We start from the raw sequence: 25,327 nt of genomic DNA on the forward strand, positions 1-25,327 counted from the left end.
TGGATCAAGCCCCCCTTGCATTCAGGGCATCCATCGCCACAGTGTCTAACGTACACAGAAAATAACACCGTGTTTGCCAACAACCTGTCTGAGGAGAACGACTATGAGTTTGCGTCTTGGAGACACTGCACCGGATTTTGAACAGGATTCCAGCGAAGGCACCATTCGCTTCTATGACTGGCTTGGTGACAGCTGGGGGGTTCTGTTCTCACACCCTGCCGACTTCACACCGGTATGCACCACGGAACTCGGCCTGACCGCCAAACTGAAAGACGAATTCGCCAAACGTGGCGTCAAGGCCATTGCCCTGAGTGTCGACCCGGTTGACTCCCACAAGGACTGGATCAAGGATATCAACGAAACCCAGGGCTGCACCGTCAACTTCCCGATCATTGCCGACCACGACAGCAAGGTCGCCAAGCTGTACGACATGATCCACCCGAACGCCGACAGCACCCTGACCGTGCGTTCGCTGTTTATCATTGATCCGAACAAGAAGGTGCGCCTGATCATTACCTACCCGGCATCCACCGGTCGTAACTTCAACGAGGTGCTGCGGGTTATCGACTCCCTGCAACTGACCGATGACCATAAAGTGGCTACGCCAGGTAACTGGGAAAAAGGCGGCGATGTGGTGATTGTGCCGTCACTGCAGGATGAAGACGAGATCAAACAGCGCTTCCCGAAGGGCTACAAGGCAGTGAAATCCTACCTGCGGATGACTCCAGACCCGTCCTCTAACTGGAGCGGTGACTGATCCTCGCCTTACAGTAAGTTTTGTGCCAGTAAAAAGCCGGGCAGTACGAACTGCCCGGCTTTTTCATTATCGGGTACCCGGATGTCAGAATGCCGGTACTACTGCACCTTCGTATTTTTCTTTGATGAACTCGCGAACGGCGTCTGATTTCAGCGCATTGGCCAGTTTCTGCATGGCGTCGCTGTCCTTGTTGTCCGGGCGGGCAACCAGGATGTTCACGTAAGGGGACTCGGCACCTTCAATCACCATGGCATCTTCAGACGGGTTCAGGCCGGCTTCCAGGGCGTAGTTGGTGTTGATCAGGGCCATATCGACCTGGTTCAGGATACGCGGCAGGGTAGCGGCTTCCAGTTCGCGGAAGTTCAGGCGCTTGGGGTTGTCGGCAATGTCACGGGGTGTGGCGGTGATCTTGCTTTCGTCTTTCAGGGTGATCAGGCCAGCTTCCTGAAGCAGCAACAGGGCGCGGCCGCCGTTGGTGGGGTCGTTGGGGATGGCCACCACGGCACGATCTTTCAGTTCGTCCAGCGAGCTGATTTTGCTGGAGTAGGCGCCGAACGGCTCAACGTGAATTCCGGCAACGGTGACCAGGTTGGTGCCACGGCCGCTGTTGAATTCGTCGAGGTACGGCTGGTGCTGGAAGAAGTTGGCGTCCATGCGCTTCTGGTCAACCTGGATGTTGGGCTGTACGTAGTCGGTGAAGACTTTCACATCCAGCTCAACGCCTTGTTCGGCCAGCGCCGGCTTCACAAATTCCAGCAACTCAGCATGGGGCACCGGTGTGGCGGCTACGGATAGTTTCTCTGCAACAGCAGCAGAGGAGAAAGTTGCTACGGCAGCGATGGCTACCAGAGTTTTCTTCAGATTCATTATTGCGTTCTCCTGTGGAGCATCGTGTTTAACTTTGGTTTACGGCACGCTGCTGGGAGGCTCCTTCCGAAAAACGCCCGTGAATACGTCCATGTAGGGCTCCGTCGCGCCATCCCTGGCGCTCCAGGTTTTCGGAAGGAGCCTCCCAGCGGCCTGCCTATACCGGACTTTGGAATTGCCTGCCCGGCTCAATCACAGTCTTACTTTCTGCTGAAATACAGCACCAGACGATCGCCGACCATCTGGAGTACTTGTACGAAAATCACCAGCAAGGCGACAGTAATCACCATCACGTCGGTCTGGAAACGCTGGTAACCGAAGCGGATGGCCAGGTCGCCCAGGCCGCCGCCACCGATGACGCCAGACATGGCCGCGTAGGAGACCAGGGTGATGGCCGTCACGGTAATACCGGCGATGATGCCCGGAAGCGCTTCCGGCAGCAAGGCGCCGAAGATGATCTGGCGCACGTTAGCACCCATGGCCTGAGTGGCTTCGATGATGCCGCGGTCGACTTCCCGCAGGGAGGTTTCCACCAGGCGGGCGAAGAAGGGGGCACCGCCAGCCACCAGTGGCGGGATGGCGCCGGCCACGCCCAGTGACGTGCCAATGAGCAGTACGGTGAACGGGATCATCACGATCAGCAGGATGATGAAAGGCACGGAACGCAGTACGTTGACCACGAACGACAACACCGCGTAGGCCACCGGTTGTTCCAGGAGCTGGCGTTTGCCGAACAGGAACAATAATACGCCAATGGGCAGGCCGATCAGTACGCTGAACAGCAGGGACATGCCCACCATCACCAGGGTGTCCCAGCTGGCCCAGCCGATTTCCAGCCAGTCGACGTTGCCCATGAGGGTTTCCATTAAAGCTTCCATCAGCGCACTACCTCCACGTGAACATCGGCGGCTTCCAGCGCCTGCATGGCGACGTCGAGATCACCGCCCACCAGTGACAGGGTCAGCTGGCCGTAGGGGGTGTCTTTGATGTGATCGATCCGGCCGGAGAGGATGCTGAAGTCTACGCCGGATTCCCTTGCCACGCTGCCCAGCAGGGGTTTGTAGGTGGATTCGCCCTTGAAGGTCAGGCGCAGGATGCGGCCTTCGGCTTTCTGCAGGTCTTCCTGGAGTTCGTTGCGGTCGATGTTTTCGCTTTCGAACACAAAATCCCGGGTGGTGGGATGCTGGGGGTGCAGGAACACCTCGCTCACCGGGCCCATTTCCACGACGCGACCAGCGTCCATTACGGCTACCCGATCGCACACCCGGCGTACCACATCCATTTCGTGGGTGATCAAGACAATGGTCAGGCCCAGCTCTTTGTTAATGTCACTCAGCAGTTTCAGCACCGACTGGGTGGTTTGCGGGTCCAGTGCGCTGGTGGCCTCGTCGCATAGCAGAATGGTGGGGCGGCAGGCCAGGGCACGGGCGATACCAACCCGTTGTTTCTGACCACCGGACAGCTGCGAAGGATACTTGTCTGCGTGGTCGGTCAGGCTGACCCGGGCCAGCAGTTCCTGTACCCGCTCCCGTATCTCGGTTTTGCTGTAGATGCCCGCCAGCTTCATCGGAAACGCGATGTTGTCTGCCACGGTTTTGGACGACAGCAGGTTGAAGTGCTGGAAGATCATGCCCACTTTGCGGCGGAAGGCTCGCAGCTCCGCAGAGTTGTACCGGGTAATGTCTTCGTCGTCGATCAGGATGCGGCCGCCGGTGGGCGGTTCCAGCAGGTTGATCAGCCGCACGAGGGTGGACTTACCCGCGCCGGAATGGCCGACGATGCCGAATACCTCGCCGGTTTCAATGGTCATACTGGTGGGGTGCAGCGCGGGGATCGCCCGGCCGGCCACCTGGTATGACTTCTGTACCTGGTCAAATACAATCACGATCAGTGCCTTGGTCTTTGCCTTTGGAGTGCGTAGGGCGCGCAGCCGAAAACCGGCGATTATAGCCTATTCGATGACCAAACCCGAATCCAGGCGGTGTGTAGTTGCCCTTACACAAAAAGCTACCTGACACACCCGCCTGCCCTCAGCTAAACTGCTATTTGAAAAGAACATTAATAAACCTCCACCTATCCGAGGCGCGCCGTAACTGTGACTACACCGTCCGAGAATACGCCCTCAAGGATGAATTCCACCCAGGCATGGGTTTCCTACCTCAGCAAGGTAGAGCTGCCGGTATTGGCCAACACCCTCCGGCAGATCAACGAACTGACCGACAGCCGCAACAGCACAGTGAACGAACTGGCGAATGTGATTCTGAATGATGCCCAGTTGACGTCCCAGGTGCTTCGGCTTTCCAACACGGTGTTCTACAACCAGACCCGCACCCAAGTGAGCACGGTCAGCCGTGCCATCACGTTGATCGGTTTCGATGCCGTGAAATCCATGGCGATTTCATCGCTGATTGTCGACACTCTGCTCAAACGCAACGACCGGCCACACCTGTTGCGTTGCCTTGCCCGCGCTATTCACGCAGCCGTTCAGGCCCGGTGCCTGATGCCCAAACGCACCGAACATGCGCTCGAGGAAGTGTTTATCGGGGCCTTGCTGATGAACATCGGTGAGCTGGCATTCTGGTCCTGCGAAACCGATCAGGCGACCGAGCTGGAAGAGCGCCTGCGGTTGGACGAACCGCCTGTGGAGGCACAGAAGGCCGTGCTGCACACCACCTTTACCGAGATCACCCGGGGCCTGGTGGAAGCCTGGTCTTTAGGTCCGTTTATCCGTGAAGTGGTGGCGCCCGGCAAGGCCAACTCCATGGCCAGCAGCCTGGTGCGCAACACCGTGGAAATGGCCACGGTGTCCGAGCATGGCTGGAGCGGGCCAGAGATGGACAAGGTGCTGGAACGTTTGTCGGCAGATGTTGGAGAAAGCCCCGCCGCCATCCGGGACCAACTGAAGGTCAACGCCCAGGAAGCCACCAAAGTAGCCGTGTCTCTGGGCATTCCGCAGGTCACGGCGTTGCTGCCCGGCAATCAGGAGAGCGCCGCCGGACACGGCGCCGAAGCCCCGGTTATGGACCCCGCCCTGCAGTTGCAGATCCTTCGGGATCTGACCCATACACTGGCAGAAAAACCCGATATCAACGAAGTGTGCCAGCTGGTGATCGAAGGCATTCACCGGGCCATTGGAATGCAACGGGTAGCCCTGCTGATGAGTGACCGCACCGGTCAAGATCTGATCCCCAAAAAGGTAGGCGGCCGTGGTACCGAAGAGTGGCGAGAACACCTGATTATCCACAAGGATGGCACCGGGCCACTGGGAGAGCTTTTACCCCATGGCACTTGTGCCATCTACAAACCCGGCAAACAGGCGGGCGGTGTTCCCTATGACCGCTGGCTGGGCAAGGTGCCGGCCCTGGTAGGCTCGCTTACCGCCAAGGGCCGACTGGTGGGCCTGTTCTATGCCGATAATGCGGCGGCGGGCTATGTGCCGTCGGAGCAGCAGCTGGCAGCCTTTGCCCACTTTATCCAGAACGCACAATTGTGCCTCACGCTGCTAACCACCAACCACTGATCAGCCGAGAGGCGGCTCGACCCTGTTTCACATCTCGTAAAGCCGGGTGATATGCAGGACCGGGCCGGTCGGTACGCCCGTGGGAGAGCCGCCTCTCGGCTCCAGGCTGATGGCCAGCGTGCGGCTGCTGGCCAGCAGCCTGCGGGCATCCTCAGACAGCGTCACCTCGTATACTCCTCCCACGGCCATAACGCCCAACGACAAGGGGCTACCGTCACCCGGCACTACCCATAACTCGTAATCCCTGCCCTGTTCTGCGTCGACGGCGGCCACGGGTCTCAGCCTCAATCGGTTACTTCCCGCTTCGCTGACCAGCCATAGCGGATCGCTCACGTCAGCCTGTACCACTGCGCCGGTTAACTGGACATCACGGCCTGTGCCCGTCTGGTGAGGAGAAACCACAATCACTGCCAGAACCAAGGCAGCCGCGCTTGCCAGCAAGCTCCAGCTCGGCCAGAGCCAACGCATGCGCGGGCGTGCCTGGGGAGTTTCGCCGGCAGTGGGCCAAAGCCGCCGTTCTATGTTCGCCCAAACCGAAGCAGCTGGACTGACCGAAGGCACCGCCCGGGTCAGTTGGCCAAGCCGCTCTTCCCAGAACCAGACCTCCTGCCGAACCTGCACCGATTGCATCATCCAGCGCTCAAAGCGCTGCCTCGCCCGCCCGGTTAGCGAACCCAACACATACTCTGCGGCGAGACTTTCAACACGTTCCGGCGTTTTTTTCATCGTTCCAGGCACCTCTTCAGCGCCATCAGGCCGCGTCTTATCCAGCTCTTCACAGTGCCGACAGGCGAACTCATGGCCTGAGCCAGCTCATCGTGGGTCAGGCCCCGGTAGTAGGACAGCAAAATGGTGTCTCGCTGGGTATCGCTCAACTCTTCCAGGCACCCTGTCAGCGCTGTTGCTCCAGCTTGCTGTAGCCGGGTCTCCAGTGGCCCCCGGCGTCCGTCTTCCAGATGTTTCAGCATGTCGTCACCAGCACTTCTCAGAGGTCGGCGTGCCCGGATGAGATCAAGAGTTCGGTATCTGGCAATGGTCAACATCCAGCCCAGGGGTGCGCCTCTATCGCCGTGATACTCGCCCGCGTTGTGCCAGATCTGAACAAAGGCATCCTGCAACGCTTCTTCCGCGAGATCCTGTTGGCCTGAGAGCTTGTAACACAGCCCGAACATGCGAGCCGAGACTCGCTGGTACAGCTGTCGAAAAGCCTCCCGATCATGCTGTGCCACTGCCAACAACAGGTTCAACAATTCTTTTTGTTCTGACTCATCAACCGTCATGTTCTGCCCCGTGTCATCCAATGCTCCTGAACAGTTACGGGGCGGGCGCCGCGAAAGTTGCAAGACCGCTCGTTGAAAATCGCACATTTTTTTCGCTTCGGAGTGCATCTTTTCACCGGTGGCACCCGTTATCCCTTGGCAATACCAACCATCGATGAGGAAGCACGGAATGAACACATTAATAAAACGATCCGGCCTCGCAGTTGCGGTTGCCGGCTTGTGCCTGGCCGCCGGATCCGGACACGCGTCCAGCCACAGAGAAGCCCCATTTATTACCGAAATGCCGAAAGTGGATGGAACCGATTTCTATATGTTCCGCAGTTATGAAGCCGGCCGGGAGGGCTTTGTGACCCTGATCGCGAACTATCTGCCGCTGCAGGATGCGTATGGCGGGCCCAACTACTTCGATCTTGATGAAGACGCCATCTACGAGATTCACATCGACAACACCGGGAACGCGCAGGAAGACATCACCTTCCGTTTCTCATTCCAGGATGTGAAGCAGGATCTGAAAATCGATGTGAACGGAGAAATGGTCTCCATCCCTCTGAAAACTGGCGCACCGGTTGGTCCCGGCGCCATGGATGACGCCATGAACGGCGCTATTCAGGTTCGGCAGACCTACACCGTGGATGTCATTCGAGGTGATCGACGCACTGGCGTTTCGCAGCCCGTCACCGGTGATGGCGGCAGCCCTACCTTCAGCAAGCCACTGGATAACATCGGCAGTAAAACCATTGCAGACTATCCTGCCTATGCCCAGAGCCACGTATACACCGCCAATATCCCGGGCTGCGGTACCGGACGGGTGTTTGCCGGCCAGCGGGCCGAAGCCTTTGCCGTCAACCTCGGCGAAGTCTTCGATCTGATCAACCTGTCTGCCGCAGATGTCACCGGCGCCAACGGCCGGGATCTTGGTCTGAATATTCTGGAAGGCAAGAACGTGACGTCGCTTGCTCTTGAGGTGCCGATCGAGTGTGTTGCCTCGGCCAATGATCCGGTCATCGGTGCCTGGACTACAGCCAGCGTTCGCCAGGCACGAGTGATCAATCCGCGACCTGTGGCCTTCGAAGAAGGTGATGCAGGCAAGGGTGCGACCGTTGAAGGTGGCGCATTCACCCAGGTGTCGCGCCTCGGTTCCCCGCTGGTCAATGAAGTCGTGATTGGCCTTCGGGATAAGGATCTCTTCAATGCCAGCGAGCCGAAAGACGATGCGTCTAACTTCGCACCCTATGTACTGACTCCCACCTTACCAGTGCTGATCGAGAGCCTGTTCGGTGTGCAGGCGCCCGACGCCTATCCACGCACCGATCTGGTTTGGGCCTTCCTCAATGGTGTACCAGACCTGACACGCCCCGGCGGCACGCCAACCCTGGGTGAAATGCTTCGGCTGAACACCAGCATTGAGGCCGCCAGCAGCGACGTCACCATGCAGGATGATCTGGGCGTCATCGCCGGAGACGTTACCGGCTTCCCGAATGGCCGCCGGCCTGTGGATGATGTGGTGGACATTGCCTTGCGCGTGGTGATGGGCGTCCTGCTCGATGAGGAATCGGCACCTGCTGGTCAGATCGAATACACCGACGGAGCAGTGGTTGATCGGGATCTTCTGCTGAGCGGCTTCCCGTACCTGGGCCATCCGTTCTCTGGCTCCCCGAATCCACAGCGTAACTGAAGCGACAAAAGGAGGTTTCCATGAAACCCATGCTCAAGATCGCGGCGTTGTTGGTGTTTGCTCTGGCACTTGCTGGCTGTTCAGACAGCTCCAATAACCGGGGCCAGGGCCTGAAAATCTCGGTGGACTTCACCACATTTGTCCAGAACGAGATACAGCGCACCGCGGATGATCGAGAACCGGTCAATATCAATAACCTGGAGTTCAGCTTCAATGATCAAGACAACGAACAGGCGTTTGACAACCTGTTCTGATCGCGGCTTGCTCCGCTACCAGCGTGCCGGGAAAGGCGCGCTGGTAGCTCTTGCTCCTGCCCTGAAGGGCGGAGCCTTTTCGGTCATCCTGACAGGGATGGCCGTCTTTGGCTCCGCCGCCTGGGCAGCACCTGCCGACATCAGAACCGACTTTAATGACGCCGACATTCTCGTCACATTGCCACAACCAGCGCTGACCCGAGCCCCGCTGCCCGACAACGCAGCGGAACTGGCAGACACCATACAGCAGCAGATCCTCCAGGCCAGACGGGATGGCGATCCAAGATACCTGGGTTATGCCAGCGGCTTGCTCGGCCAATGGCCCGAGGACCGACTGACCGACCGACTGAGAGTTCTTCGAGCCACGGTTCGGCAAAGCCTGCATCAATTTGACGATGCACGGGCCGACCTGCAAACCGTCATTAACACCGCCAATGACCCAACTCAGAAGCGACAGGCCCAACTGACGCTGGCAAACCTAGAGTTGGTGCAGGGCCGCTATGAACAGGCGGCCGTACAATGTCAGGCTTTGATTGAATCCTCGCCGGGGCTGGTTGCCCACAGTTGTCAGGCACAAGTTCAGGGCCGAACCGGGCAACCACAAGCGGCATATCAACAGCTTCTTGATCGTACCCGCGCAGAACAGCGGCACAACAGCTCGGCAAGACTCTGGGCGGAGGGGACGCTTGCCGACCTCGCAGCCCAGCTCGGCGATGCCCGTGCCCGCGACCACTGGCGGTTCATTCTCAGCCAGCAGCCAGACGATCTGTACACCCGCGCCCGGCTGGCCGACTGGTTTCTGGACAACAACCAACCAGAGAACGCCCTGCCTTTGACAGAAGGCTATGAGCACGTGGACTCCCTGGCAGTTATCCAGGCGATTGCCATGCTGCAAACCAATCATCACCAAGCCAACGCCATGATCACTCGCCTGAAAGAGCGGTTTTCCGAAGCTCGCTGGCGGGGGAGCCTTCTGCATGAACGAGATCTCGCACGGTTCCAACTGGATGTGGAAGGCCAACCACAGCAAGCGCTTAGCCATGCCTTGGCCAACTGGCAAGATCAACGGGAGCCGGAAGACACCAGGCTGGTATTACGCGCCAGCGTTGCGGCCGGCGAAGACGAACCCGCCAATACGGTTCGCAACTGGCTGAACCAACACCGGCAAACCGACAGCCGCTTCCCGGAGACCGACTCATGAACCGATTCCTTCTTCCTGGGTTACTGTTCGTTGCGATGCTGGCAGCAAGCTCATCGCCGGCCTGGGCCCACAAGGCCAGCGATGCCTTTATCTACCTTGACCTTGACCAGTCGACCGTCCGGGTGGACCTCGCCCTCAGGGACCTTGCCCTGGAGGTGCCCCTCGACCGCAATGCCGACCGGAGGGTCAGTGGTGCCGAGCTGAGAGCAGCCCGAGGAGAGATTACCCGTTACCTGGAGGAGGGTCTGCTACTGGCCAATCACAGCGGCAGCTGCGCCCTGCAGGGTGAGCAGTGGGGGCTATCCACCCACAGCGATGGCCCTTACGCGGCGGCTTTGTATCAGGTCTCGTGCCCCAACGGACAAGTGGCGGAATCCATTACCTATACACTGCTGTTTGATCGCGACCCCCTGCACAGAGGGCTTGTCAGCCTGACCTACGAAGGCCAGCAGACGCTTGCCGTTATTGGCCCCGATGACCCGACGCTGGCCTTAGCAGCAACCAGCTTCGGTAGTGGTCGCTTATTCGGCACGTTTCTCTATGAAGGCGTCGTTCACTTGCTGATAGGGCTTGATCACATTCTCTTCCTGCTGGTGTTGATGCTGCCAGCCACGATTCGACGACGGGAAACTACTGGGACCCGACATACTTCGGTTCACGCCGGTCTGAGACCGAGGCTGCTTGAACTGGTCGGCATCGTCACCGCTTTTACTGTGGCCCATTCCATTACCCTTGGACTTTCAGCACTCGGTGTGGTGCGCCCGCCCATTGCCTGGGTAGAGACCATTATTGCGTTGTCCGTTGCGCTGGCCGCCCTGAACGTCATCTGGCCGATACTGGGCCGGAAAACCTGGAAGCTGGCCTTCGGCTTCGGTCTTATTCACGGGTTTGGTTTTGCCAGTGTGCTGGGCGATCTGACCACCGGCGTCTCTCAAATGGCGGTGGCGCTGGCCGGGTTCAATCTTGGCGTGGAACTGGGGCAGGTTGCGCTGGTGCTGGTGGTTTTCCCATTGCTGTACCTCGCCGCCCGCTCGCGTTTCTACGAACGGGCCGCCGTGCCAGCCATGCTCGTGGCAGTCGGCGCCCTGAGCCTGTATTGGGTGGTGGAACGGATCGCCGAAATATAGAACCTATCCGGCCGGGGCCGTGGCGCCCGGCCGGCCTTTATCACGGGATCAGTGCAACGCCCGCATCTGCCGCGGGTAGAGCGCCGCGCTGACCTCGGGTTCTTCCAGCAAATCCGCCAGCTCGCGGTCGATATCGGTTTCCTCGCCTTCGTCTGGCAAAGGTTCGAACAGGGTGCTCAACCAGGCAGCCACACTTGGCGCGCTGTCTCTGTCGTAGTCGGTGGACAGCGCTTTGATCCGGCGAAAGCCGATAATGCGCTGATGTTTGGGATCGCGGATTTGTTCAAAGCCCCGCCAATAGATTCTGTCTCGGGTGTGCAGCTGAACAAACAGGGTGTCGATGGGACCGTTATCATCATCGGCACTGTCTTCATCCTCTGCCTGGGCCTGGGATGTTTCGGCATCGGTCGGTTTTCGACGGATGGTGGTCCAGGCCGGGTAGAGTACCGCTACGGCGTCGGCTTCCACATGTTCGCGGGCCGCCCGCAGAATCAGACCCCAGCGGGCCTTGTCGGCATCGGTTTCCAGAGAGTTGATGGGCAGGTCGTAGCTCTGCTCACTGGACAGAACTATGGCCATCATCGGGGCGTCCAGTTCCCCCATGGCTTCGGCCTGTGCTACGGATACCAGATCGTCGATTGCCATCGATTGGTTCATAAGATGCTCGCCTCCTCGATGCCATCAGGGTAGTCAGGGAATCAGATCCCTGTGTTACAGCATAGCCTGTTCCACCAGTAAAGATAAACGTGGAGTTTGCCGGCGCGGATCACAACCTCGCACGGGAGTTTGTGTCACCGCGTCAGAATGCGTTTTCCAGGCGTTCGTAATTGGCGAACCAGGGGTTTGCTTCCTCAAGCTGGGCGGCCAGCTGCAACAGTCGATCCTCGCGGCCATGGGCGGCGCCGAACTGGACGCCTACCGGCAAACCATCGCGGGTCCAGTGCATGGGTACCGACATCGCCGGCGTGCCGGTCAGGTTCGCAAGCTGGGTAAAGGGCGTTCGGGCCAGGCTTTCCAGCGCCATCTGGTCCACCTGGCCGCTACGATGGACCAGTTTGCCCGCTTTCAGGGTTAGCATCAGCCTGGCGATCAGTTTGAGGTGGGCCGGCGTATCCATTTCACCGATCCTGGCCGGCAACTGGCCGGTGGTCGGGGACAGGTACAGGTCAAAACGCTCGAAGAATGCGCCCAAGGCACGGGAGAAATCGTTCCACTGCTGGCGACGACGAACATAATCCGGCAACGGCATTGTACCCCCCAACATACCCAGTAACCGGGTCTCCAGCTCAAAATCCTTGTCCTCGGCACCGAACTGCTCCCGGGCCCTGTCCATCATTGAGGACACTTCACCGAAGTAAAGGGCCAGGTAGCACCGTGCCAAGGCCATGCCGTCAAATTCCGGCCGGGCATACTCGACATGATGCCCAAGGCCTTCCAGCATACGGGCGGTTTCTTCGACGGCGGCCACACACTCCGGCGCTACCTCGGTGTCGTAAGGCGACGAGGTAAACACACCAATCCTCAGCCGCCCCGGCGATTGCTGCATCAGGTCCAGCCAGGAACCCTCCGGTTCCGGAATGCGGAAGGGGTCGCCACTGGCTGCACCGGCCAACACATCCAGCATGCTGGCGCTGTCTCTCACCGTGCGGGACACCACGTGGTCGGTCGAAGCGCCGGTCCAGGCCTCTCCGGCGTGGGGCCCTACAGAGATCCGGCCGCGGGATGGCTTTAGTCCAAACAGCCCGTTGTAAGCTGCCGGAATGCGGATGGACCCACCGCCATCGTTGGCTCCGGCCATGGGAACAACACCGGCGGCTACCGCGGCACCGGAGCCACCACTGGAGCCCCCGGGCGTCAGTTCCGTGTTCCAGGGGTTGCGGCTCGGGCCCCAAAGAGCAGACTCGGTGACGGCCTTGAGGCCGAACTCCGGCGTTGCCGTGCGACCGATAAACACCAAGCCGGCCTTACGGGCACGTTGTACGAACTGTGAGTCCCGGCTCGGAATATTCTTTCGCATGGCCCGGCTGCCGTAGGTGCAAGGTTGCCCGGCCTGTTCCTGGGCCAGGTCTTTCAGCAGCAGGGGTACACCAGAAAACGGCCCATCAGACACCGGCGACTGCCCCATGGCATCCGAGTACTGGGGGTGGCAAATGGCGTTCAAGGCCCCATTGACATGATTGGCTCGCTCCACCGCCGCATCGGTTACTTCTCGGGGCGTCACATCACCCCGACGGATCAGATCAGCCAGCGCTGTTGCGTCGTATCTCAGATATTCGGACTGGTTCATGGGCCACCCTGTTTGTTGTTATTTACCCGCCCCCACTGGACTTTCGGGGCATAAACCGGAAACTCAGGAGCTTACGCCAATCCCAAAGTGAGTTCCATGGACCTGACCCTGTTTCCAGAGGCCATTAGCCCGGGCGTCGCTCTTTTTCTGCTATTAGCCTCGGCGATAACCTCAATGCTGACCGCTGTGCTCGGTGCCGGTGGTGGCGTTCTGCTGCTGGTGTTGATGGCATCCTGGATGCCACCGGCGGCGATTATTCCGGTGCATGGCATGATTCAGCTTGGCTCCAATACCGGCCGGGCAGTGCTGACCCGGCACCACATCGACTGGAAGGTTATTGCTGCCTTCACGCCCGGCGTAATCGCAGGGGCGGCGCTTGGCGCCTGGCTGTTGGTTGATTTACCCGCGCACCTCTGGCAGCTATCCATCGCTCTGTTCGTGCTGTATCTGTGTTGGGGGCCGAAACTGCCAAAAGCGTCGTTCGGGCCCGTTGGCATTTTTTTAGCTTCCGCCGTCACCAGTTTTGTCAGCCTGTTCGTGGGCGCCACGGGCCCCCTGGTCGCCGCCTTTATCAAGCAGATTCACCGGGATCGCTTTAAAACCGTGGCCACCTTCGCCGCTGCCATGACCTTGCAACATGCGCCCAAAGCGCTGGTCTTCGGGGTTGCCGGATTCGTGTTCTCGGACTGGCTGCTGTTCATTCTCGCCATGATTGCCTGCGGCTTCACCGGCACCTGGCTGGGGCTGCACGTTTTGAAATCCATGACCAACCGGTGGTTCAGCCTCGCCTTCAACCTGGTACTGACACTGCTGGCGCTGCGCCTGCTGTGGCAAGCGGCGGAGTCCGCCGGCTGGTTGGCCTAAAGTCCCGTGTCGTCAGGCGGGGCGGGCACTGAGACCACCGCATTGCGCCCCCGAGATTTGGCGATATAGCACCCTTCATCCGCCCGTGCCATGACCTCCCTCGGGCCGCTGTCGCCAGCAGACACCGGTGTGAGCCCAATGCTTACAGTGACACCGAAAGAACGGCCATCGTGCTGGACTTTCAGTGCCTCGACCCGGCTGCGCAGGTTTTCTGCCAGGGCTTCGGCCCGGTCCAGACCACATCCGGGCAACAGAACCGCAAATTCATCACCACCCAATCGTGCGACGGTATCCGATTGGCGAACCGCGCTCTGGAACAGATCCGCCAGGCGTTTCAACAGGTCGTCGCCCACCAGGTGGCCGCCCTGGTCATTGACCGGTTTGAAATGATCAAGATCGATCATCATCAAAACAGCGGGCGTTGCCTGATGTGGCGCCTCAGCCAGCGCTTTCAGCAGCGCGGCAGTGAAAGCCCGGCGATTCACCAGTTGGGTCAGCGCATCGTGGGTAGCCTCCCAGGAGAGTCGTTCTTCTTCCCGACGCCGCTCGCTGTCGTCCCTCAGCACAAATACCAGGCGCTCCTCATGCTCACCCCTGCGCAAGTGCAACATGGTGAGATCAATGTCGTAGACCTGGCTCTGCGAGTTTTCCAGAGTAACGTACCGGTTATCGATTTCCTCGCCTTCCTGAAATTCCTCCGGCTCCATCTTGTGGTTGTCATAACGAAAGGTCACCGTCTCGAAGAAGTTCTTGCCAATGCAATCATCGCCCAACGCAAGAAACTCGCCGGCCGCGTCGTTGGCGTAACGGACAAGGCCCGCCTTATCAACCATCAGAACGCCTTCCTGCAACACATCCAGTATCGAGTCGGCCCTCTGTTGCTCTTCCCGGAGTGCCTTCTCGAAACGCATTTCTTGAGTGACATCCCGTACAATCGTAATGGTACCGAGAGCCTGGTCCGGCAAATCAACGACCGACGTCATGGTATCGACCCAGACATACCCCGGTGAACGGGTGGTCAGCAATCGCAGGCGTCCGCGATAAAACCTTCGTCGGGTCAAAGCCCGGCGCCAACCCACCATAGCCGTAACGCGATCCTCACCGGCCACTCTCGAGATCAGGTACTGTTGTGCAAGTTGCTCAGCCGTCTCACCGAGAATATTCAACAGCGCCGGGTTAACGAACTCAATCCGACCGAGAATATTGGAGTGGACAATGCCAATGGGGGCATCCTGGGTCAGAGAACGGAAGAACGCCTCTCGTTCCGCCAATGATCGCAGAATCTCATCGCGCTCATGGCGGACCATGTTGAAAACCCGGGCTACATTCCGGATTTCCCGACCCCCAATTTCCGAGACCGGCATCTGGCGTTCGCCGGTATGGCGCTGATAGATCTGAACGCTCAGATCGCGCAGTGGCCGCAACAAACGGTGGAAGAACCAGAATGCCAGGGGTACCAGTAAGACCAGCACCAATAGCAGTGTCCAACTGAACGAATCGCGCATTCGGTTGACCGAGGCGAAGGCATCCGCTTCGGGCCAAACCGCCGCCACAAACCAGGGGACCTGAACCATTTGGCGATAGGCATTGATGGTTGGGCTCTCCCCGGCAGACGCATCGCGAAGTGAACCTTCAAAGCCCTCCATGGCACGTGCAACAGAGCTCTGCCGGGCATCTACTGGCGACATTACGCGACCATCGCTGCCATCAGCCAGTACCACACCCCGGCGAGTAATCAGGCGCAGATAGCCTGCATCCCCCACCCGAATGCTGGAGAAATCCCGCATGAAATTGTCACCGTTGAGCAGAATCAACCCGCCAATCATGCCGGCAAATCGTTTGCGGTGATCAAAAAGTGGTGCAGCAATCATGACACCCGGCTCACCATCAATGTGAGTCAAGTAAGGCTCACTGATGATGGGTACCAGTTGGCTGGAAACGGCTTTGAAGTATGGCCGTTCCGAGGCATTGAAGCCGGGGATCAGGTCATCACGGGGATTGGCGGCCAGTAGCTCACCAGTGGCATCGATGATAAGCAGGGCATCAAAGAGCCGGAGTAGCGAGGCCTGCTGGCGCAATACCACGCGCGCCCGATTCTGTAGCAGGGCATCCGAGGCCAGGATTTCAGTGGCAACGTGAGAGAGAACATCACGCCGCAGGGCAAGTTTCTGGTCGAGGTCACCTGCCACCATTCCGACAATCACTTCCACTTGCTGGTGCGCCTGATGCTCCAGTTCAGCCCGGCTCAGCGCAGAACTAACACTGGCCACCACAACCGCGGTCACCAACACAAAAGCCACTACCAGGGCAACTGCCCGGTTCGCCAGACTCGAAAACCACAACTTGATCAAATAACTAACCTCATACCGTCCAAAGCGGACGCTTCGCATTCTCCGGGCTTTATTGAAGTGTAGCAAAGGCAGGTTTTTCCTATCAGATCCCCGCTTGTAATTCAGGTGATAATCGTTATTATTTAGATCAACTTTAATTTTCCGAGCGATTCTGTATGGATTCCATCAGCCCTGCCTCCGCCGCACTGGCTCAGCACGGCCCCCTTGCCCAGCTGATCGACATGGGCGGACCGGTGATGATTGTGCTCATCGCCATTGCCGTTATCGGCTTCGTCACCTTCGTTTATCTGATGCTGTTTGGAGCCCTGTACGCTCCCCGATACACTCGCAGGCTGAACCACCTGATCCATCAGTGGCAGTCCTCCCCGGCAGATACCCGGCCCGAAAAGGTGCGAGAGCAGGCAGGCTTTTTGGGTTGTTGTAACCCACTTATGCATTTGTTGGTTAACACCATGTTGGCCTGCAAAGGCACGGCAAACACCACAGCAGTTCGGGAGACCGCCGTGCGGGATGCCCAACACGCTCTGGAACCCTTTGAAGCGCCGCTCAAGATCATTGAAGTGATCGCAGCCCTGGCGCCATTGCTTGGCCTGCTGGGTACAGTCATGGGCATGATGGAAGCCTTCAGCGCCATGGCCGCAACCGATGGCCGTGCCAATGCCAGCCAACTCAGTGGCGGTATCTACGAAGCGCTGACCACTACTGCCGCAGGCCTGGTCATTGCCATTCCATTTGCGGCACTGGCGGCCTGGGTGGAGTTTCGCCTGCGACGCATTCACAAAGTGATCAACAGCACCCTGGTAAGCGTGTTCAACGTGCTGCCTGCCACTGAGCCGCAGCCCGTTACCGAGCAATCCGCAGTTGCTGCGGAGCAGACCGCTCAAGCCAGCCACAGCTACGACAACGCAGACAACCCGCGTTTTGCCCATGCAGCTGGTTGAGCCCCGACCAAGCAGGCCCATACCGATCCGGATGACACCACTGATTGACGTGGTGTTTATCCTGCTGGTGTTTTTCATGCTCACCACCCGGCTGTTACCTGTGGATTACCTGGAACTAAGCAACGACACCAGCCAGCGCAGCACCACCGCAGGCGACCCCCACCCGGAACTCCGGGTAGAGGCAGATGGCCGCATCCTTTGGCGGGACACCCGCTACAGCCTGCAGGAGCTGATGCCGGCCCTGACCGCCGCCGGCGTTTCCGAAGCGAACCTCGAGACGGCTCCAGAGGCCAGCCTGGCCAGCTTTACCCACACGCTGAGCGCGCTGGATAACGCCGGCATCACCCCCCACTGGAAACGTAGCGGCACACCCGAGTCATGACCGAACTGGTTCCACCCCCCGCCACCTCCGGAAAAGGACTGCTCGAACGTGTTGAAGATGCGTTGTTGCCGCTGATCAATCTGGTGTTCCTGTTGTTGATGTTCTTTGTTGTTGCTGGCCAGCTCACTGAAGACCCATTGCCGGAACTGCCGGGAAGCTCCCAGCTGGAAGAAGAACGTGCTCCAGAGGCAGATCTGATGGTCAAGGCCGATGGCAGCTGGACAGTGGGTGGAGAAACGGTCAGCCGGGACCGACTGCTGGCAAGTTTACCCGAACCTGAAGATCACGCGTCTTTGCGCATTGCCGCAGACCAAAGCCTCACCATGGCGGACCTGGAAGACCTGTTGGGTGTTCTTGAAACCGGCGGTTACACCGACGTGCTACTGCTGACGGAGCCCGGGGCATGACAGCCGCAGGCCGGGGCCCGAAAACTCTGATTCTGACCGCCGCCATTGTGGCGACGGTAGCCACACTGGCGCTGATGGCACCAGACAAACCCATGGAACTTCCGGTGCTGGGCGACAGCGCTGTCAACACCGCTCCGGCCATCCGGATCAGCCTTGCGGGCCGACAATCGCCAGAGCCGGAACAGGAACCTGTGACCGAACCTGAACCCACCCCGGAACCAGAGCCGATACCGGAACCTGAACCAGAGCCCGAACCAGAGCCCGAACCGGCTCCGAAGCCAGAGCCCGTTCCTGAGCCAGTCAGCGAGCCCAGCACACCAGCGCCCACGGATTCAGCGGCTGTAGAAGAAGCGGGGGAGGAAGCAGATGCCGAAAACAGCCAGGATGCGATACCCCTCCAGAACGCAGGAAATTCCAGCGAGGTCGACAGCTACCTGAGCAAGCTCAGCCGCCACCTCGCCCGTTATTACGAATACCCCCGGCGGGCCCGCCGCCTCGGGCAGGAAGGTACCCCGGTGATCGTCTTCGAATTTGCCCGTGACGGCACGCTGGTCAGCCATTCGCTGCGGGACAGCTCCGGGCATCAACTGCTTGATGACTCAGCCATGCAGATGCTGGCCCAGGCAGCGCCCCTACCCAAGGTTCCGGACTCCATGCGCGGCCAGACGTTTACCTACGCGCTGCCCGTTCGCTTCAGCTTGCGCTGAACCCGCACCACAGAAGCGCAGATCGCACTGAGCCGGTGCAGGCCAGCAAACACCGCCCCGGGCACACAGCCCGCTGCCCTTTTATTACTTACTGAATTAAAAGCCTTTTCCCCGAAAAACCCAGAGCTGGCACGGTGCCTGCTGAGTCCTGGTCAGCAGATCGAATTTGTCTGCCCAAACAGCAATCTTTCAGACGACGGCGTCTGCTCATGCCTGCCATTCACGGCAGCCCATGGGCGTCGTCGTTTTTTTTCGCCCACGGAAAAGCGGGCAAAGAAGGAACCAGGGGATAACCTATGTCTTACATCATGCCTTCGGAATTTGTCACCAAAATGGTGGACACCGGTGAATCAAAAATCTACATGGCTACCCGGGATGTACTGATCCGAGCGTTCATGGCTGGCGCCATTCTGTCCCTGGCAGCGGTATTCGCGGTCACCGTTGCCGTTCAGACAGGCAGCCCACTGATCGGCGCCATGCTGTTCCCGGTTGGCTTCTGCATGCTTTACCTGATGGGCTTTGACCTGCTCACCGGGGTGTTCATGCTCACCCCCCTGGCCCTGCTGGACAAACGCCCGGGGGTAGATACCCGCGGCATTCTTCGCAACTGGGGCTGGGTATTCCTTGGCAACTTTGCCGGCGCTTTAACCGTCGCTGTCATCATGGCCTTTGTCTTCACCTACGGCTTTAATACCGAACCCGGCGTGGTCGGCGACCGCATTGCCGCGATCGGCAAGGAGCGCACTCTGGGTTACGCGGAACACGGCGTGGCCGGCTGGTTTACCATTTTTCTGCGGGGCGTACTCTGCAACTGGATGGTATCTATGGGCGTGGTCGGAGCGATGATCTCAACCACGGTACAGGGCAAGGTGCTGGCCATGTGGATGCCGATCATGCTGTTCTTCTACATGGGCTTTGAGCATTCCATCGTCAACATGTTCCTGTTCCCCTTTGCCCTGCTGATGGGCGGCGAGTTCGGCATCATGGACTACTTCGTCTGGAACGAAATTCCCACCGTACTGGGCAACCTGGTCGGAGGCCTGTCGTTCACCGGCCTGACCCTCTATGCCACTCATGTGCGCACGGCGCCCAAGCGCACCCTGCCGGAACGCTTTAACTCCAATGCGGTATGACCTCACAGCTCGCGGTCTCCACCGGCCAGCACACTGACCCGGGGCCCAAGCCGGTCAACCAGGATTTTCATGGACTGATGATCCCGGGCGACCATCAGCTGGGCACCAAGGGTATCGCGGTGGCAATTGCCGATGGCATCAGCTCCAGCAACGTCAGCCAGATTGCCAGCGAATCTGCCGTCGCCGGTTTTCTGAACGACTATTACGCCACACCAGACAGCTGGTCCGTAAAGCAGTCGGCCCAACGGGTGCTTCGGGCCACCAACGCCTGGCTGCACGCCCAAACTCGACAAAGCCGCTACCGCTATGATCAGGACAGGGGCTACGTCTGCACTCTCAGTGTACTGGTGCTGAAATCGGCGACGGCCCATGTGTTCCATATTGGCGATGCCCGCATCTATCGGCTGCAGGGTAACTCGCTGGAACAGCTAACCACCGATCACCGGGTATGGTTGTCGCAGGAAGACAGCTGCCTGAACCGGGCCATGGGGCTGAGCCAGCAAGTCGACATCGACTACCTGGCGGTGCCGGTATGGCTCGGTGATACATTTTTGCTGGCGACTGACGGCGTCTATGAACATCTGTCCGAGCGTGACATGGCCGGCATTATCCAGGCGGCCGGTGAAGATCTGGACTCCGCCGCCCGAACGCTGGTCGAGCGAGCCCTTGCCGCTGGCAGCAACGATAACCTGAGCGTGCAGCTTGTTCGTGTAGATTCCGTTGCCGCCGGAAAGAGCAGCGCCGAATTCGCCCGGGATGTTCAGCAGTTGCCGTTCGCCCGGGAACTGGCATCGGGGCAGGTACTGGATGGCTACCGTATTGTGCGGCCGATTCACGCCAGCAGCCGCAGCCAGGTCTACCTGGCCATCGATGAAGCCAGCCATCAGCATGTCGCCCTGAAAGTCCCAGCCATGGAACTGCGCGAAAACCCGGCGGGGCTGGAGCAATTTGCCACCGAGCAATGGGTAGCCCAGCGCATCGACAGCCCTCACGTAGTGAAAGCGTTTGCGCCGGAACGCCCTCGCAGCTGCCTGTACCTGGCCACCGAGTACGTTCAGGGAATCAGCCTGCGGCAATGGCTTCTGGACCACCCGGCGCCGGCACTGGAAACCGTGCGTCAATTGGTGGAGCAGATTGCCCGCGGGCTGCGGGCGTTTCACCGGTTGGAAATGGTACACCAGGACCTGAAACCGGAGAATATCCTGATCAACGGCGAGGGCACCGTGGTGCTCATCGACTTCGGCGCCACCCGCATCGCTGGCCTGCAGGAACTCCATGACCACGATGAGCCCACCTGGCCCCGTGGCGCCGCGCTTTACAGCGCTCCGGAAGCCTTTCTCGGCGAAACCACCGGCTGGCAGACGGACCAGTTTTCACTGGGAGTGATCGCCTATCAGATGCTGACCGGCCAGCTACCCTACGGCACCCGCGTGCCGGGTATTCGCAATCACCGCCAGTTACGCCAGCTCAGCTACCATCCTGCTCGCTTGCACCGGGAGGACCTTCCCGGCTGGATTGACCATGCCCTGGCCCGGGCGTTGCACCCGGAATCCCACAAACGCTACCCGGCGCTGTCGGAATTTCTGTTCGACCTGCGCCAACCGAATCCGCAGTGGCAGCAGCATCACCAGAAACCCTTGATGGAGCGCCACCCGGTGGCCTTCTGGCAGGGAATGTCTGCGCTGTTGTTACTCGCCTTACTTGCGTCCTTCGCCTGGCGCCCCTGATCGGGCAACTTTTTGCCCGGCCAGCAAAAGCTCGCCCAGAGGCCAAGCAAGGGTTTGCTCACCACCAACTTCGGCTTCGCCGAATATTACATAACTATATGTATTTAATATATTTTTTAGAGTTGGCACAGCGCTTGTAACCAGTAAGCGCGTCCAGGGAACAGCCCGGGGACAAACATTCACTTAAACGTCATGGAGCAGACTATGCCAACTCCTTGTTATATCAGCATCGAAGGTAAAACTCAGGGTAACATCACCGCTGGCGCATTCACTTCCGACTCCGTAGGTAACATCTACGTTGAAGGTCACGAAGACGAAGTGCTGGTTCAGGAATTCAGCCACGTTGTCACCGTCCCTACTGACCCGCAGTCTGGTCAGCCTTCCGGCCAGCGTGTTCACAAGCCGTTCAAGTTCACTTCTGCCCTGAACAAAGCCACCCCGCTGATGTACAACGCCCTGGCTTCCGGCGAAATGCTGCCGAAGGTAGAGCTCAAGTGGTACCGCACTTCCGTAGAAGGCAAACAGGAGCACTTCTTCTCCACCATCCTGGAAGATGCCACCATCATCGACATCAACTGCAACATGCCCCACTGCCAGGACGCCGCCAACGCTGACTTCACCCAGCTGGTGACCGTTTCCCTGTCCTACCGCAAGGTAACCTGGGAGCATGCCGTTGCCGGTACTTCCGGTGCAGACGACTGGCGTACGCCGATCGAGGCGTAAGTTAGCTTCGCCCATGCGTCATATTGCCCCGGCCATCGTAAGATGGTCGGGGCATTTGCTTTGGACTTCAAGGAATGAAGATTATGAGCGACACTATTACTCAGAATGATGTCGATATCATTCAGGCAATCATCAGCGCATTTTACGGACAGGCTAACGCCCGACTTTTTACATCATCTTCGATTACGGATGAGACAATCATAAGGGTGGTTGAATTACTGGCGGAAATGGAAGACTGCAGCACATGGATTGATGCCGTTCCAAACCCTCAGGATCTCCTTTGGCCCGCAAACAAGCTTAGAAAATGGGCTTTACGTGTCATTAGAAAGTCGGGGGAGCCCTTTCTACTGGGCAACGTACGCATTAACATGATGTGCAAGCGCTTTCGCGCTGTTCAATTCAAACCTGCTATTCTCGACTCTTTGAACTAAACAGGGATCCGTTTGATGAAAAGAACTATCGCTATAGGGTTTGTGTTAGTCAGCATGCTCTCTGGTTGTGCTGCTACGGGCCAGACACCCATTCAGTTTCGCACCTCCAACGACCTGACTTTCGAACTCAGTAACAGTCAGTTTGATACAGTCGATGTGCAACCATTTGAAACTCAGATTTGGCTCGATTCGGCAATGATTGGTTCGTTGATGACCATGGAAACCAACCCAAATTTTGACACAGCGGTCGACGAAGTCAGGCAAGGATTTGATGAAGCGAAAAAATCCTCCGGCAAGATCGTTCAGCTGGACTTGGGTGATAGCGCCTACGGCTTCTCAGTCACCGTCAATGGATACACCACTGCATTTATCGCCACCTCAAAACATCCAACTTCATGGATTACCATAAGTATTAAGGAAGACGTGTTCGACGATGTTCTATCTTCCATGTCTGTCAGCAAGGCACACAAATGATCCACGCCGGTTATATTTGTTCAGGAAAAGAGGGGTTCTACCCCATTTTAGAACCTCTATCTAAACGCCATTGAGATTAGCCTTCTACCATGCCACGGATGGGCCTAGCTTTAGCATTTGTACTTCTTCTCTCCGGCTGTGCATCGCACTCTTCATTGGTGATTCAACCATACAGCGAATTAACCATAGAAGTACCAGATACGATGTTCTCCTCTGTAAAGGTGAGAGATGGCGAGCTCGTGTTTCTACGAAACGACCGAATCGTAGGTTTTGTCCAATCAGAGGACATCCCAAGTTCAGTAAGCTCAGGTTCAGCAATCGACACTTCACTGACGCTCTTTGAGAGCGCAAGTCAGGGTTCAAACAAACCAGCTTGGATAGAGCAGATTCCCGAAGCTCGGGTATTTGGAGTAGTTCAGGGAGAATTTAGAACCGTATTTATCGTACCGAACAGCCAAGCTCAATCACTTATTACATTTCAGGGGCCAGCTGCAAGCTCAACGTCATTGCGTATAAATGGCGTAAGAATTTCGGAGTAGTGCAGCCGGCTTGTAACTTTGCATAGAAAAAACTTGTAATCGAAATTCTATTTTTTTATCTGTCAGAAAACCACGCAAATGATCTATGCTGTCTATGTTTGTTTAGGCGATGAAACAACTGCCTATGGCGCAGAGATACCCGATATCCCTTGAAACCATGAATGTACTGAAGGCGCTGCAATAGCGCCTGCTCGATATTGTCTTCCGAAATAAAACTAGCCATCGGCCTGCCGACTCCATGGACCGGGTGGTGGACTTCCCCGGAGTTACACCGCTCCGTTAGTGAGTACCGCCTGCATTGTCCTGATTAAGCGGCTTGTTGGCCGCCTCCGCCTGCAAACGTTCAACCAGCCAGACCTTGATGATGGATTGACGGGTAACGCCAATACGCGCAGCCTCACGGTCCAGAGACTCCACGACCCAGGCCGGAAAATCAACATTGATTCGCTTTTGTTCCTGATTCACCCGCCTTGCAGAAGACAGATCAAGATCTCCAACAACATCTTTCTGGCTCTCATCAAACTTCTTGTCAAAATCTTTAGCTTTCATAAAGCTCAACCTCTTTCTTGCGGGAACGCCTGACCGAAATCAGACGAATACGTCCTTCCCGGTGGGTCGCAACGGCCGACCAGTGCTTGTCCCCAATCTTTCCAATCAGCAGATATCGAGGCTCATCCACGCACTTTGCCTTTACTTCCAGCAAATACGGGTCTTCCCACAACTGCTGGGCAGCCAAGAAATCAATGCCGTGTTTGTCCAGATTGGCCTGGCTTTTGGTTCCGTCAAATTCAAACACATCCATGAGTACAAACTATTCCTTTTTTACTCGCCCGGCAAGAGAATACTACCACGGTACAAAACGTCAAAGAGACTCTGAACAACTTTGCCAACACGGGCCATAGCAATTTGTGAATCCCATGGTTACGCTTGCACGACCATTACCACTCTGTGCTTTTCAATCCAGATATCCAACGCGTATGCCAGTACCAACATCAACCACCCGAGCCATCGGCACTCTCATGTGCCAAGCCACCCGCGACATCCTATGGGCACCCGCCGAAGCCCGGGTTCGGGAGCAAAACCGGGGTGTAGCGCTGGCATTGCGGGTAGGGTCCGGCCAGGCCACCTATCACCGTTACGATCCAACCCAGAAGCAGCATCTGATCACCTATGGCGCGCGGATGATTGCCGCCAAGCATCAGCCGGAAACCGCCCAGGGCTGGTTATCGACTCGGGAAATCCGGAGTCGGGGTTATTTTGGGGGTGAGGTGAGTGTATTGAACCTGCTGGCCCACACCTGCTGCCATGAGTTTGCCCATTTGCTGCAATACAGTGCAGGCCAGCGGCACTATGGTTCGGTGCATAACCGGCATTTCTATGAAGCGCTGGACGGGTTGTATAGCAGTGGTGCGTCGGTCGCCACCCGGCAGTACCTTGAGGAGACTGCCGTAGAAGCGGGAGTGACATTGCCCAGCACACCGTTTGTATTCCCCAGTCCAGTCCGGGAGCTCCGGCAGTGGCAGGTCGGCGATGCGGTCTGTTTTGGCGAAGGCCGGCACGAGAAACGGGGCCAGGTTGTCCGGGTGAACCGAAAAACCTGCACGGTTGCGGTTACTTTGAATGCCCGCGGTTTGCGGTACCGGGTACCGGTTTCCCTCCTACGCCGCCCGGACTGATCCG

27 protein-coding genes are annotated in these 25,327 nt (G+C 58.1%); 17 read left to right on the forward strand and 10 right to left on the reverse strand.

All coding sequences use genetic code 11. The features are described from left to right. Nucleotides 1–103: 103 nt before the first annotated feature. Entirely contained in the window at nucleotides 104–757 is a 654-nt protein-coding gene (locus tag J122_RS27345; protein WP_058092813.1) for a peroxiredoxin, read from the forward strand. Nucleotides 758–841: 84 nt separating this feature from the next. Here the strand turns inward: J122_RS27345 and J122_RS27350 are convergent, their stop codons facing one another. The 3 genes from J122_RS27350 to J122_RS27360 form a co-directional block, all read right to left on the reverse strand. Further along, nucleotides 842–1,624, reverse strand: a complete 783-nt coding sequence (locus tag J122_RS27350) for a MetQ/NlpA family ABC transporter substrate-binding protein (protein ID WP_058092814.1) — start codon at nucleotides 1,622–1,624, stop codon at nucleotides 842–844. A gap of 200 nt (nucleotides 1,625–1,824) precedes the next feature. Then, nucleotides 1,825–2,502 carry a methionine ABC transporter permease gene (locus J122_RS27355; protein WP_058092815.1) on the reverse strand — a complete coding sequence of 226 codons (678 nt, stop codon included), beginning with the start codon at nucleotides 2,500–2,502 and terminating at the stop codon, nucleotides 1,825–1,827. Then, on the reverse strand, nucleotides 2,502–3,509 hold the full coding sequence (locus J122_RS27360) for a methionine ABC transporter ATP-binding protein (protein ID WP_058092816.1): 1,008 nt from the start codon (nucleotides 3,507–3,509) through the stop codon (nucleotides 2,502–2,504). The genes J122_RS27355 and J122_RS27360 overlap by 1 nt, the downstream gene beginning before the upstream one ends. A 210-nt stretch (nucleotides 3,510–3,719) precedes the next feature. On the opposite strand from J122_RS27360, the gene J122_RS27365 reads away from it, so the two are divergent. Next, nucleotides 3,720–5,144 carry an HDOD domain-containing protein gene (locus J122_RS27365; protein ID WP_061331241.1) on the forward strand — a complete coding sequence of 475 codons (1,425 nt, stop codon included), beginning with the start codon at nucleotides 3,720–3,722 and terminating at the stop codon, nucleotides 5,142–5,144. A 27-nt stretch (nucleotides 5,145–5,171) separates the two neighbouring features. On the opposite strand, the gene J122_RS27370 is transcribed toward J122_RS27365, so the two are convergent. Together J122_RS27370 and J122_RS27375 are read right to left on the reverse strand one after the other, a co-directional pair. Next, complete coding sequence (locus J122_RS27370) at nucleotides 5,172–5,870, reverse strand: anti-sigma factor domain-containing protein (RefSeq protein WP_061331242.1); 699 nt, start codon at nucleotides 5,868–5,870, stop codon at nucleotides 5,172–5,174. Further along, complete coding sequence (locus J122_RS27375; protein WP_061331243.1) at nucleotides 5,867–6,424, reverse strand: sigma-70 family RNA polymerase sigma factor; 558 nt, start codon at nucleotides 6,422–6,424, stop codon at nucleotides 5,867–5,869. The genes J122_RS27370 and J122_RS27375 overlap by 4 nt, the downstream gene beginning before the upstream one ends. A gap of 169 nt (nucleotides 6,425–6,593) precedes the next feature. Between J122_RS27375 and J122_RS27380 the strand changes: the two genes are divergently transcribed. From J122_RS27380 to J122_RS27395, 4 genes are read left to right on the forward strand one after another with little or no spacing between them, the layout of a single operon-like run. Continuing rightward, entirely contained in the window at nucleotides 6,594–8,099 is a 1,506-nt protein-coding gene (locus J122_RS27380) for a DUF4331 domain-containing protein (RefSeq protein WP_061331244.1), read from the forward strand. Between the two features lie 20 nt (nucleotides 8,100–8,119). Next, entirely contained in the window at nucleotides 8,120–8,353 is a 234-nt protein-coding gene (locus J122_RS27385) for a hypothetical protein (RefSeq protein WP_061331245.1), read from the forward strand. Next, nucleotides 8,313–9,554: a tetratricopeptide repeat protein gene (locus J122_RS27390; protein ID WP_227510087.1), complete on the forward strand. Its 1,242-nt coding sequence runs from the start codon at nucleotides 8,313–8,315 to the stop codon at nucleotides 9,552–9,554. Before J122_RS27385 ends, J122_RS27390 begins: the two co-directional genes overlap by 41 nt. Beyond that, nucleotides 9,551–10,681, forward strand: a complete 1,131-nt coding sequence (locus J122_RS27395; protein WP_082780512.1) for a HupE/UreJ family protein — start codon at nucleotides 9,551–9,553, stop codon at nucleotides 10,679–10,681. Before J122_RS27390 ends, J122_RS27395 begins: the two co-directional genes overlap by 4 nt. Nucleotides 10,682–10,729: 48 nt before the next feature. Here the strand turns inward: J122_RS27395 and J122_RS27400 are convergent, their stop codons facing one another. Together J122_RS27400 and J122_RS27405 are read right to left on the reverse strand one after the other, a co-directional pair. Further along, complete coding sequence (locus J122_RS27400) at nucleotides 10,730–11,338, reverse strand: hypothetical protein (protein WP_058092818.1); 609 nt, start codon at nucleotides 11,336–11,338, stop codon at nucleotides 10,730–10,732. Between the two features lie 142 nt (nucleotides 11,339–11,480). Next, on the reverse strand, nucleotides 11,481–12,968 hold the full coding sequence (locus tag J122_RS27405) for an amidase (protein WP_061331246.1): 1,488 nt from the start codon (nucleotides 12,966–12,968) through the stop codon (nucleotides 11,481–11,483). 96 nt (nucleotides 12,969–13,064) lie between these two features. On the opposite strand from J122_RS27405, the gene J122_RS27410 reads away from it, so the two are divergent. After that, nucleotides 13,065–13,832 carry a sulfite exporter TauE/SafE family protein gene (locus J122_RS27410; RefSeq protein ID WP_061331247.1) on the forward strand — a complete coding sequence of 256 codons (768 nt, stop codon included), beginning with the start codon at nucleotides 13,065–13,067 and terminating at the stop codon, nucleotides 13,830–13,832. Here J122_RS27410 and J122_RS27415 read toward each other — a convergent pair. Further along, nucleotides 13,829–16,183 (reverse strand): diguanylate cyclase domain-containing protein, encoded by a 2,355-nt coding sequence (locus J122_RS27415; protein WP_227510088.1) that lies wholly within the window; start codon nucleotides 16,181–16,183, stop codon nucleotides 13,829–13,831. The two genes, J122_RS27410 and J122_RS27415, sit on opposite strands and share 4 nt — an antisense overlap. Nucleotides 16,184–16,338: 155 nt before the next feature. Here J122_RS27415 and J122_RS27420 point away from each other — a divergent pair, with 155 nt between their 5' ends. The 9 genes from J122_RS27420 (at nucleotide 16,339) to J122_RS27460 (ending at nucleotide 23,108) form a co-directional block, all read left to right on the forward strand. After that, entirely contained in the window at nucleotides 16,339–17,124 is a 786-nt protein-coding gene (locus tag J122_RS27420; RefSeq protein ID WP_061331249.1) for a MotA/TolQ/ExbB proton channel family protein, read from the forward strand. 31 nt (nucleotides 17,125–17,155) lie between these two features. Continuing rightward, entirely contained in the window at nucleotides 17,156–17,506 is a 351-nt protein-coding gene (locus tag J122_RS27425) for an ExbD/TolR family protein (protein WP_227510089.1), read from the forward strand. Next, complete coding sequence (locus J122_RS27430; RefSeq protein WP_061331251.1) at nucleotides 17,503–17,913, forward strand: ExbD/TolR family protein; 411 nt, start codon at nucleotides 17,503–17,505, stop codon at nucleotides 17,911–17,913. Before J122_RS27425 ends, J122_RS27430 begins: the two co-directional genes overlap by 4 nt. Continuing rightward, nucleotides 17,910–18,620: an energy transducer TonB gene (locus tag J122_RS27435; RefSeq protein WP_061331252.1), complete on the forward strand. Its 711-nt coding sequence runs from the start codon at nucleotides 17,910–17,912 to the stop codon at nucleotides 18,618–18,620. The genes J122_RS27430 and J122_RS27435 overlap by 4 nt, the downstream gene beginning before the upstream one ends. A 296-nt stretch (nucleotides 18,621–18,916) precedes the next feature. Then, nucleotides 18,917–19,753 (forward strand): formate/nitrite transporter family protein, encoded by an 837-nt coding sequence (locus J122_RS27440; protein WP_061331253.1) that lies wholly within the window; start codon nucleotides 18,917–18,919, stop codon nucleotides 19,751–19,753. Then, entirely contained in the window at nucleotides 19,750–21,480 is a 1,731-nt protein-coding gene (locus J122_RS27445; protein ID WP_061331254.1) for a bifunctional protein-serine/threonine kinase/phosphatase, read from the forward strand. Before J122_RS27440 ends, J122_RS27445 begins: the two co-directional genes overlap by 4 nt. 204 nt (nucleotides 21,481–21,684) lie before the next feature. Next, nucleotides 21,685–22,203, forward strand: coding sequence for an Hcp family type VI secretion system effector (locus J122_RS27450; protein WP_058092827.1), 519 nt, complete (start codon nucleotides 21,685–21,687; stop codon nucleotides 22,201–22,203). Between the two features lie 83 nt (nucleotides 22,204–22,286). Next, nucleotides 22,287–22,634: a hypothetical protein gene (locus tag J122_RS27455; protein ID WP_061331255.1), complete on the forward strand. Its 348-nt coding sequence runs from the start codon at nucleotides 22,287–22,289 to the stop codon at nucleotides 22,632–22,634. A 15-nt stretch (nucleotides 22,635–22,649) separates the two neighbouring features. Continuing rightward, nucleotides 22,650–23,108, forward strand: a complete 459-nt coding sequence (locus tag J122_RS27460; protein WP_061331256.1) for a hypothetical protein — start codon at nucleotides 22,650–22,652, stop codon at nucleotides 23,106–23,108. Nucleotides 23,109–23,926: 818 nt separating this feature from the next. On the opposite strand, the gene brnA is transcribed toward J122_RS27460, so the two are convergent. Together brnA and J122_RS27470 are read right to left on the reverse strand one after the other, a co-directional pair. Next, nucleotides 23,927–24,196, reverse strand: coding sequence for a type II toxin-antitoxin system BrnA family antitoxin (gene brnA / locus J122_RS27465; protein ID WP_061331257.1), 270 nt, complete (start codon nucleotides 24,194–24,196; stop codon nucleotides 23,927–23,929). After that, nucleotides 24,186–24,449 (reverse strand): BrnT family toxin, encoded by a 264-nt coding sequence (locus J122_RS27470; RefSeq protein WP_061331258.1) that lies wholly within the window; start codon nucleotides 24,447–24,449, stop codon nucleotides 24,186–24,188. Before J122_RS27470 ends, brnA begins: the two co-directional genes overlap by 11 nt. A gap of 175 nt (nucleotides 24,450–24,624) precedes the next feature. On the opposite strand from J122_RS27470, the gene J122_RS27475 reads away from it, so the two are divergent. Then, nucleotides 24,625–25,323, forward strand: coding sequence for a hypothetical protein (locus tag J122_RS27475; protein WP_227510090.1), 699 nt, complete (start codon nucleotides 24,625–24,627; stop codon nucleotides 25,321–25,323). The last annotated feature ends 4 nt before the right edge of the window (nucleotides 25,324–25,327 follow it).

Origin of the sequence: Marinobacter excellens LAMA 842 (assembly GCF_001574445.1) — a bacterium.
Lineage (GTDB): Bacteria > Pseudomonadota > Gammaproteobacteria > Pseudomonadales > Oleiphilaceae > Marinobacter > Marinobacter shengliensis.

Excerpts from the sequence above, each read along its gene's own strand:
- J122_RS27420 (WP_061331249.1), top strand. The coding sequence starts at position 16,339 with ATGGATTCCATCAGCCCTGCCTCCGCCGCACTGGCTCAGCACGGCCCC.
- J122_RS27410 (WP_061331247.1), top strand. The coding sequence starts at position 13,065 with ATGGACCTGACCCTGTTTCCAGAGGCCATTAGCCCGGGCGTCGCTCTT.
- J122_RS27425 (WP_227510089.1), top strand. The coding sequence starts at position 17,156 with ATGACACCACTGATTGACGTGGTGTTTATCCTGCTGGTGTTTTTCATG.
- J122_RS27405 (WP_061331246.1), bottom strand. The coding sequence starts at position 12,968 with ATGAACCAGTCCGAATATCTGAGATACGACGCAACAGCGCTGGCTGAT.
- J122_RS27370 (WP_061331242.1), bottom strand. The coding sequence starts at position 5,870 with ATGAAAAAAACGCCGGAACGTGTTGAAAGTCTCGCCGCAGAGTATGTG.
- J122_RS27355 (WP_058092815.1), bottom strand. The coding sequence starts at position 2,502 with ATGGAAGCTTTAATGGAAACCCTCATGGGCAACGTCGACTGGCTGGAA.
- J122_RS27450 (WP_058092827.1), top strand. The coding sequence starts at position 21,685 with ATGCCAACTCCTTGTTATATCAGCATCGAAGGTAAAACTCAGGGTAAC.
- J122_RS27440 (WP_061331253.1), top strand. The coding sequence starts at position 18,917 with ATGTCTTACATCATGCCTTCGGAATTTGTCACCAAAATGGTGGACACC.
- J122_RS27470 (WP_061331258.1), bottom strand. The coding sequence starts at position 24,449 with ATGGATGTGTTTGAATTTGACGGAACCAAAAGCCAGGCCAATCTGGAC.
- J122_RS27435 (WP_061331252.1), top strand. The coding sequence starts at position 17,910 with ATGACAGCCGCAGGCCGGGGCCCGAAAACTCTGATTCTGACCGCCGCC.
- J122_RS27375 (WP_061331243.1), bottom strand. The coding sequence starts at position 6,424 with ATGACGGTTGATGAGTCAGAACAAAAAGAATTGTTGAACCTGTTGTTG.
- J122_RS27475 (WP_227510090.1), top strand. The coding sequence starts at position 24,625 with ATGCCAGTACCAACATCAACCACCCGAGCCATCGGCACTCTCATGTGC.
- J122_RS27385 (WP_061331245.1), top strand. The coding sequence starts at position 8,120 with ATGAAACCCATGCTCAAGATCGCGGCGTTGTTGGTGTTTGCTCTGGCA.
- J122_RS27345 (WP_058092813.1), top strand. The coding sequence starts at position 104 with ATGAGTTTGCGTCTTGGAGACACTGCACCGGATTTTGAACAGGATTCC.
- J122_RS27430 (WP_061331251.1), top strand. The coding sequence starts at position 17,503 with ATGACCGAACTGGTTCCACCCCCCGCCACCTCCGGAAAAGGACTGCTC.
- J122_RS27455 (WP_061331255.1), top strand. The coding sequence starts at position 22,287 with ATGAGCGACACTATTACTCAGAATGATGTCGATATCATTCAGGCAATC.
- J122_RS27380 (WP_061331244.1), top strand. The coding sequence starts at position 6,594 with ATGAACACATTAATAAAACGATCCGGCCTCGCAGTTGCGGTTGCCGGC.
- J122_RS27350 (WP_058092814.1), bottom strand. The coding sequence starts at position 1,624 with ATGAATCTGAAGAAAACTCTGGTAGCCATCGCTGCCGTAGCAACTTTC.
- J122_RS27390 (WP_227510087.1), top strand. The coding sequence starts at position 8,313 with ATGATCAAGACAACGAACAGGCGTTTGACAACCTGTTCTGATCGCGGC.
- J122_RS27460 (WP_061331256.1), top strand. The coding sequence starts at position 22,650 with ATGAAAAGAACTATCGCTATAGGGTTTGTGTTAGTCAGCATGCTCTCT.
- J122_RS27395 (WP_082780512.1), top strand. The coding sequence starts at position 9,551 with ATGAACCGATTCCTTCTTCCTGGGTTACTGTTCGTTGCGATGCTGGCA.
- J122_RS27400 (WP_058092818.1), bottom strand. The coding sequence starts at position 11,338 with ATGAACCAATCGATGGCAATCGACGATCTGGTATCCGTAGCACAGGCC.
- J122_RS27445 (WP_061331254.1), top strand. The coding sequence starts at position 19,750 with ATGACCTCACAGCTCGCGGTCTCCACCGGCCAGCACACTGACCCGGGG.
- brnA (WP_061331257.1), bottom strand. The coding sequence starts at position 24,196 with ATGAAAGCTAAAGATTTTGACAAGAAGTTTGATGAGAGCCAGAAAGAT.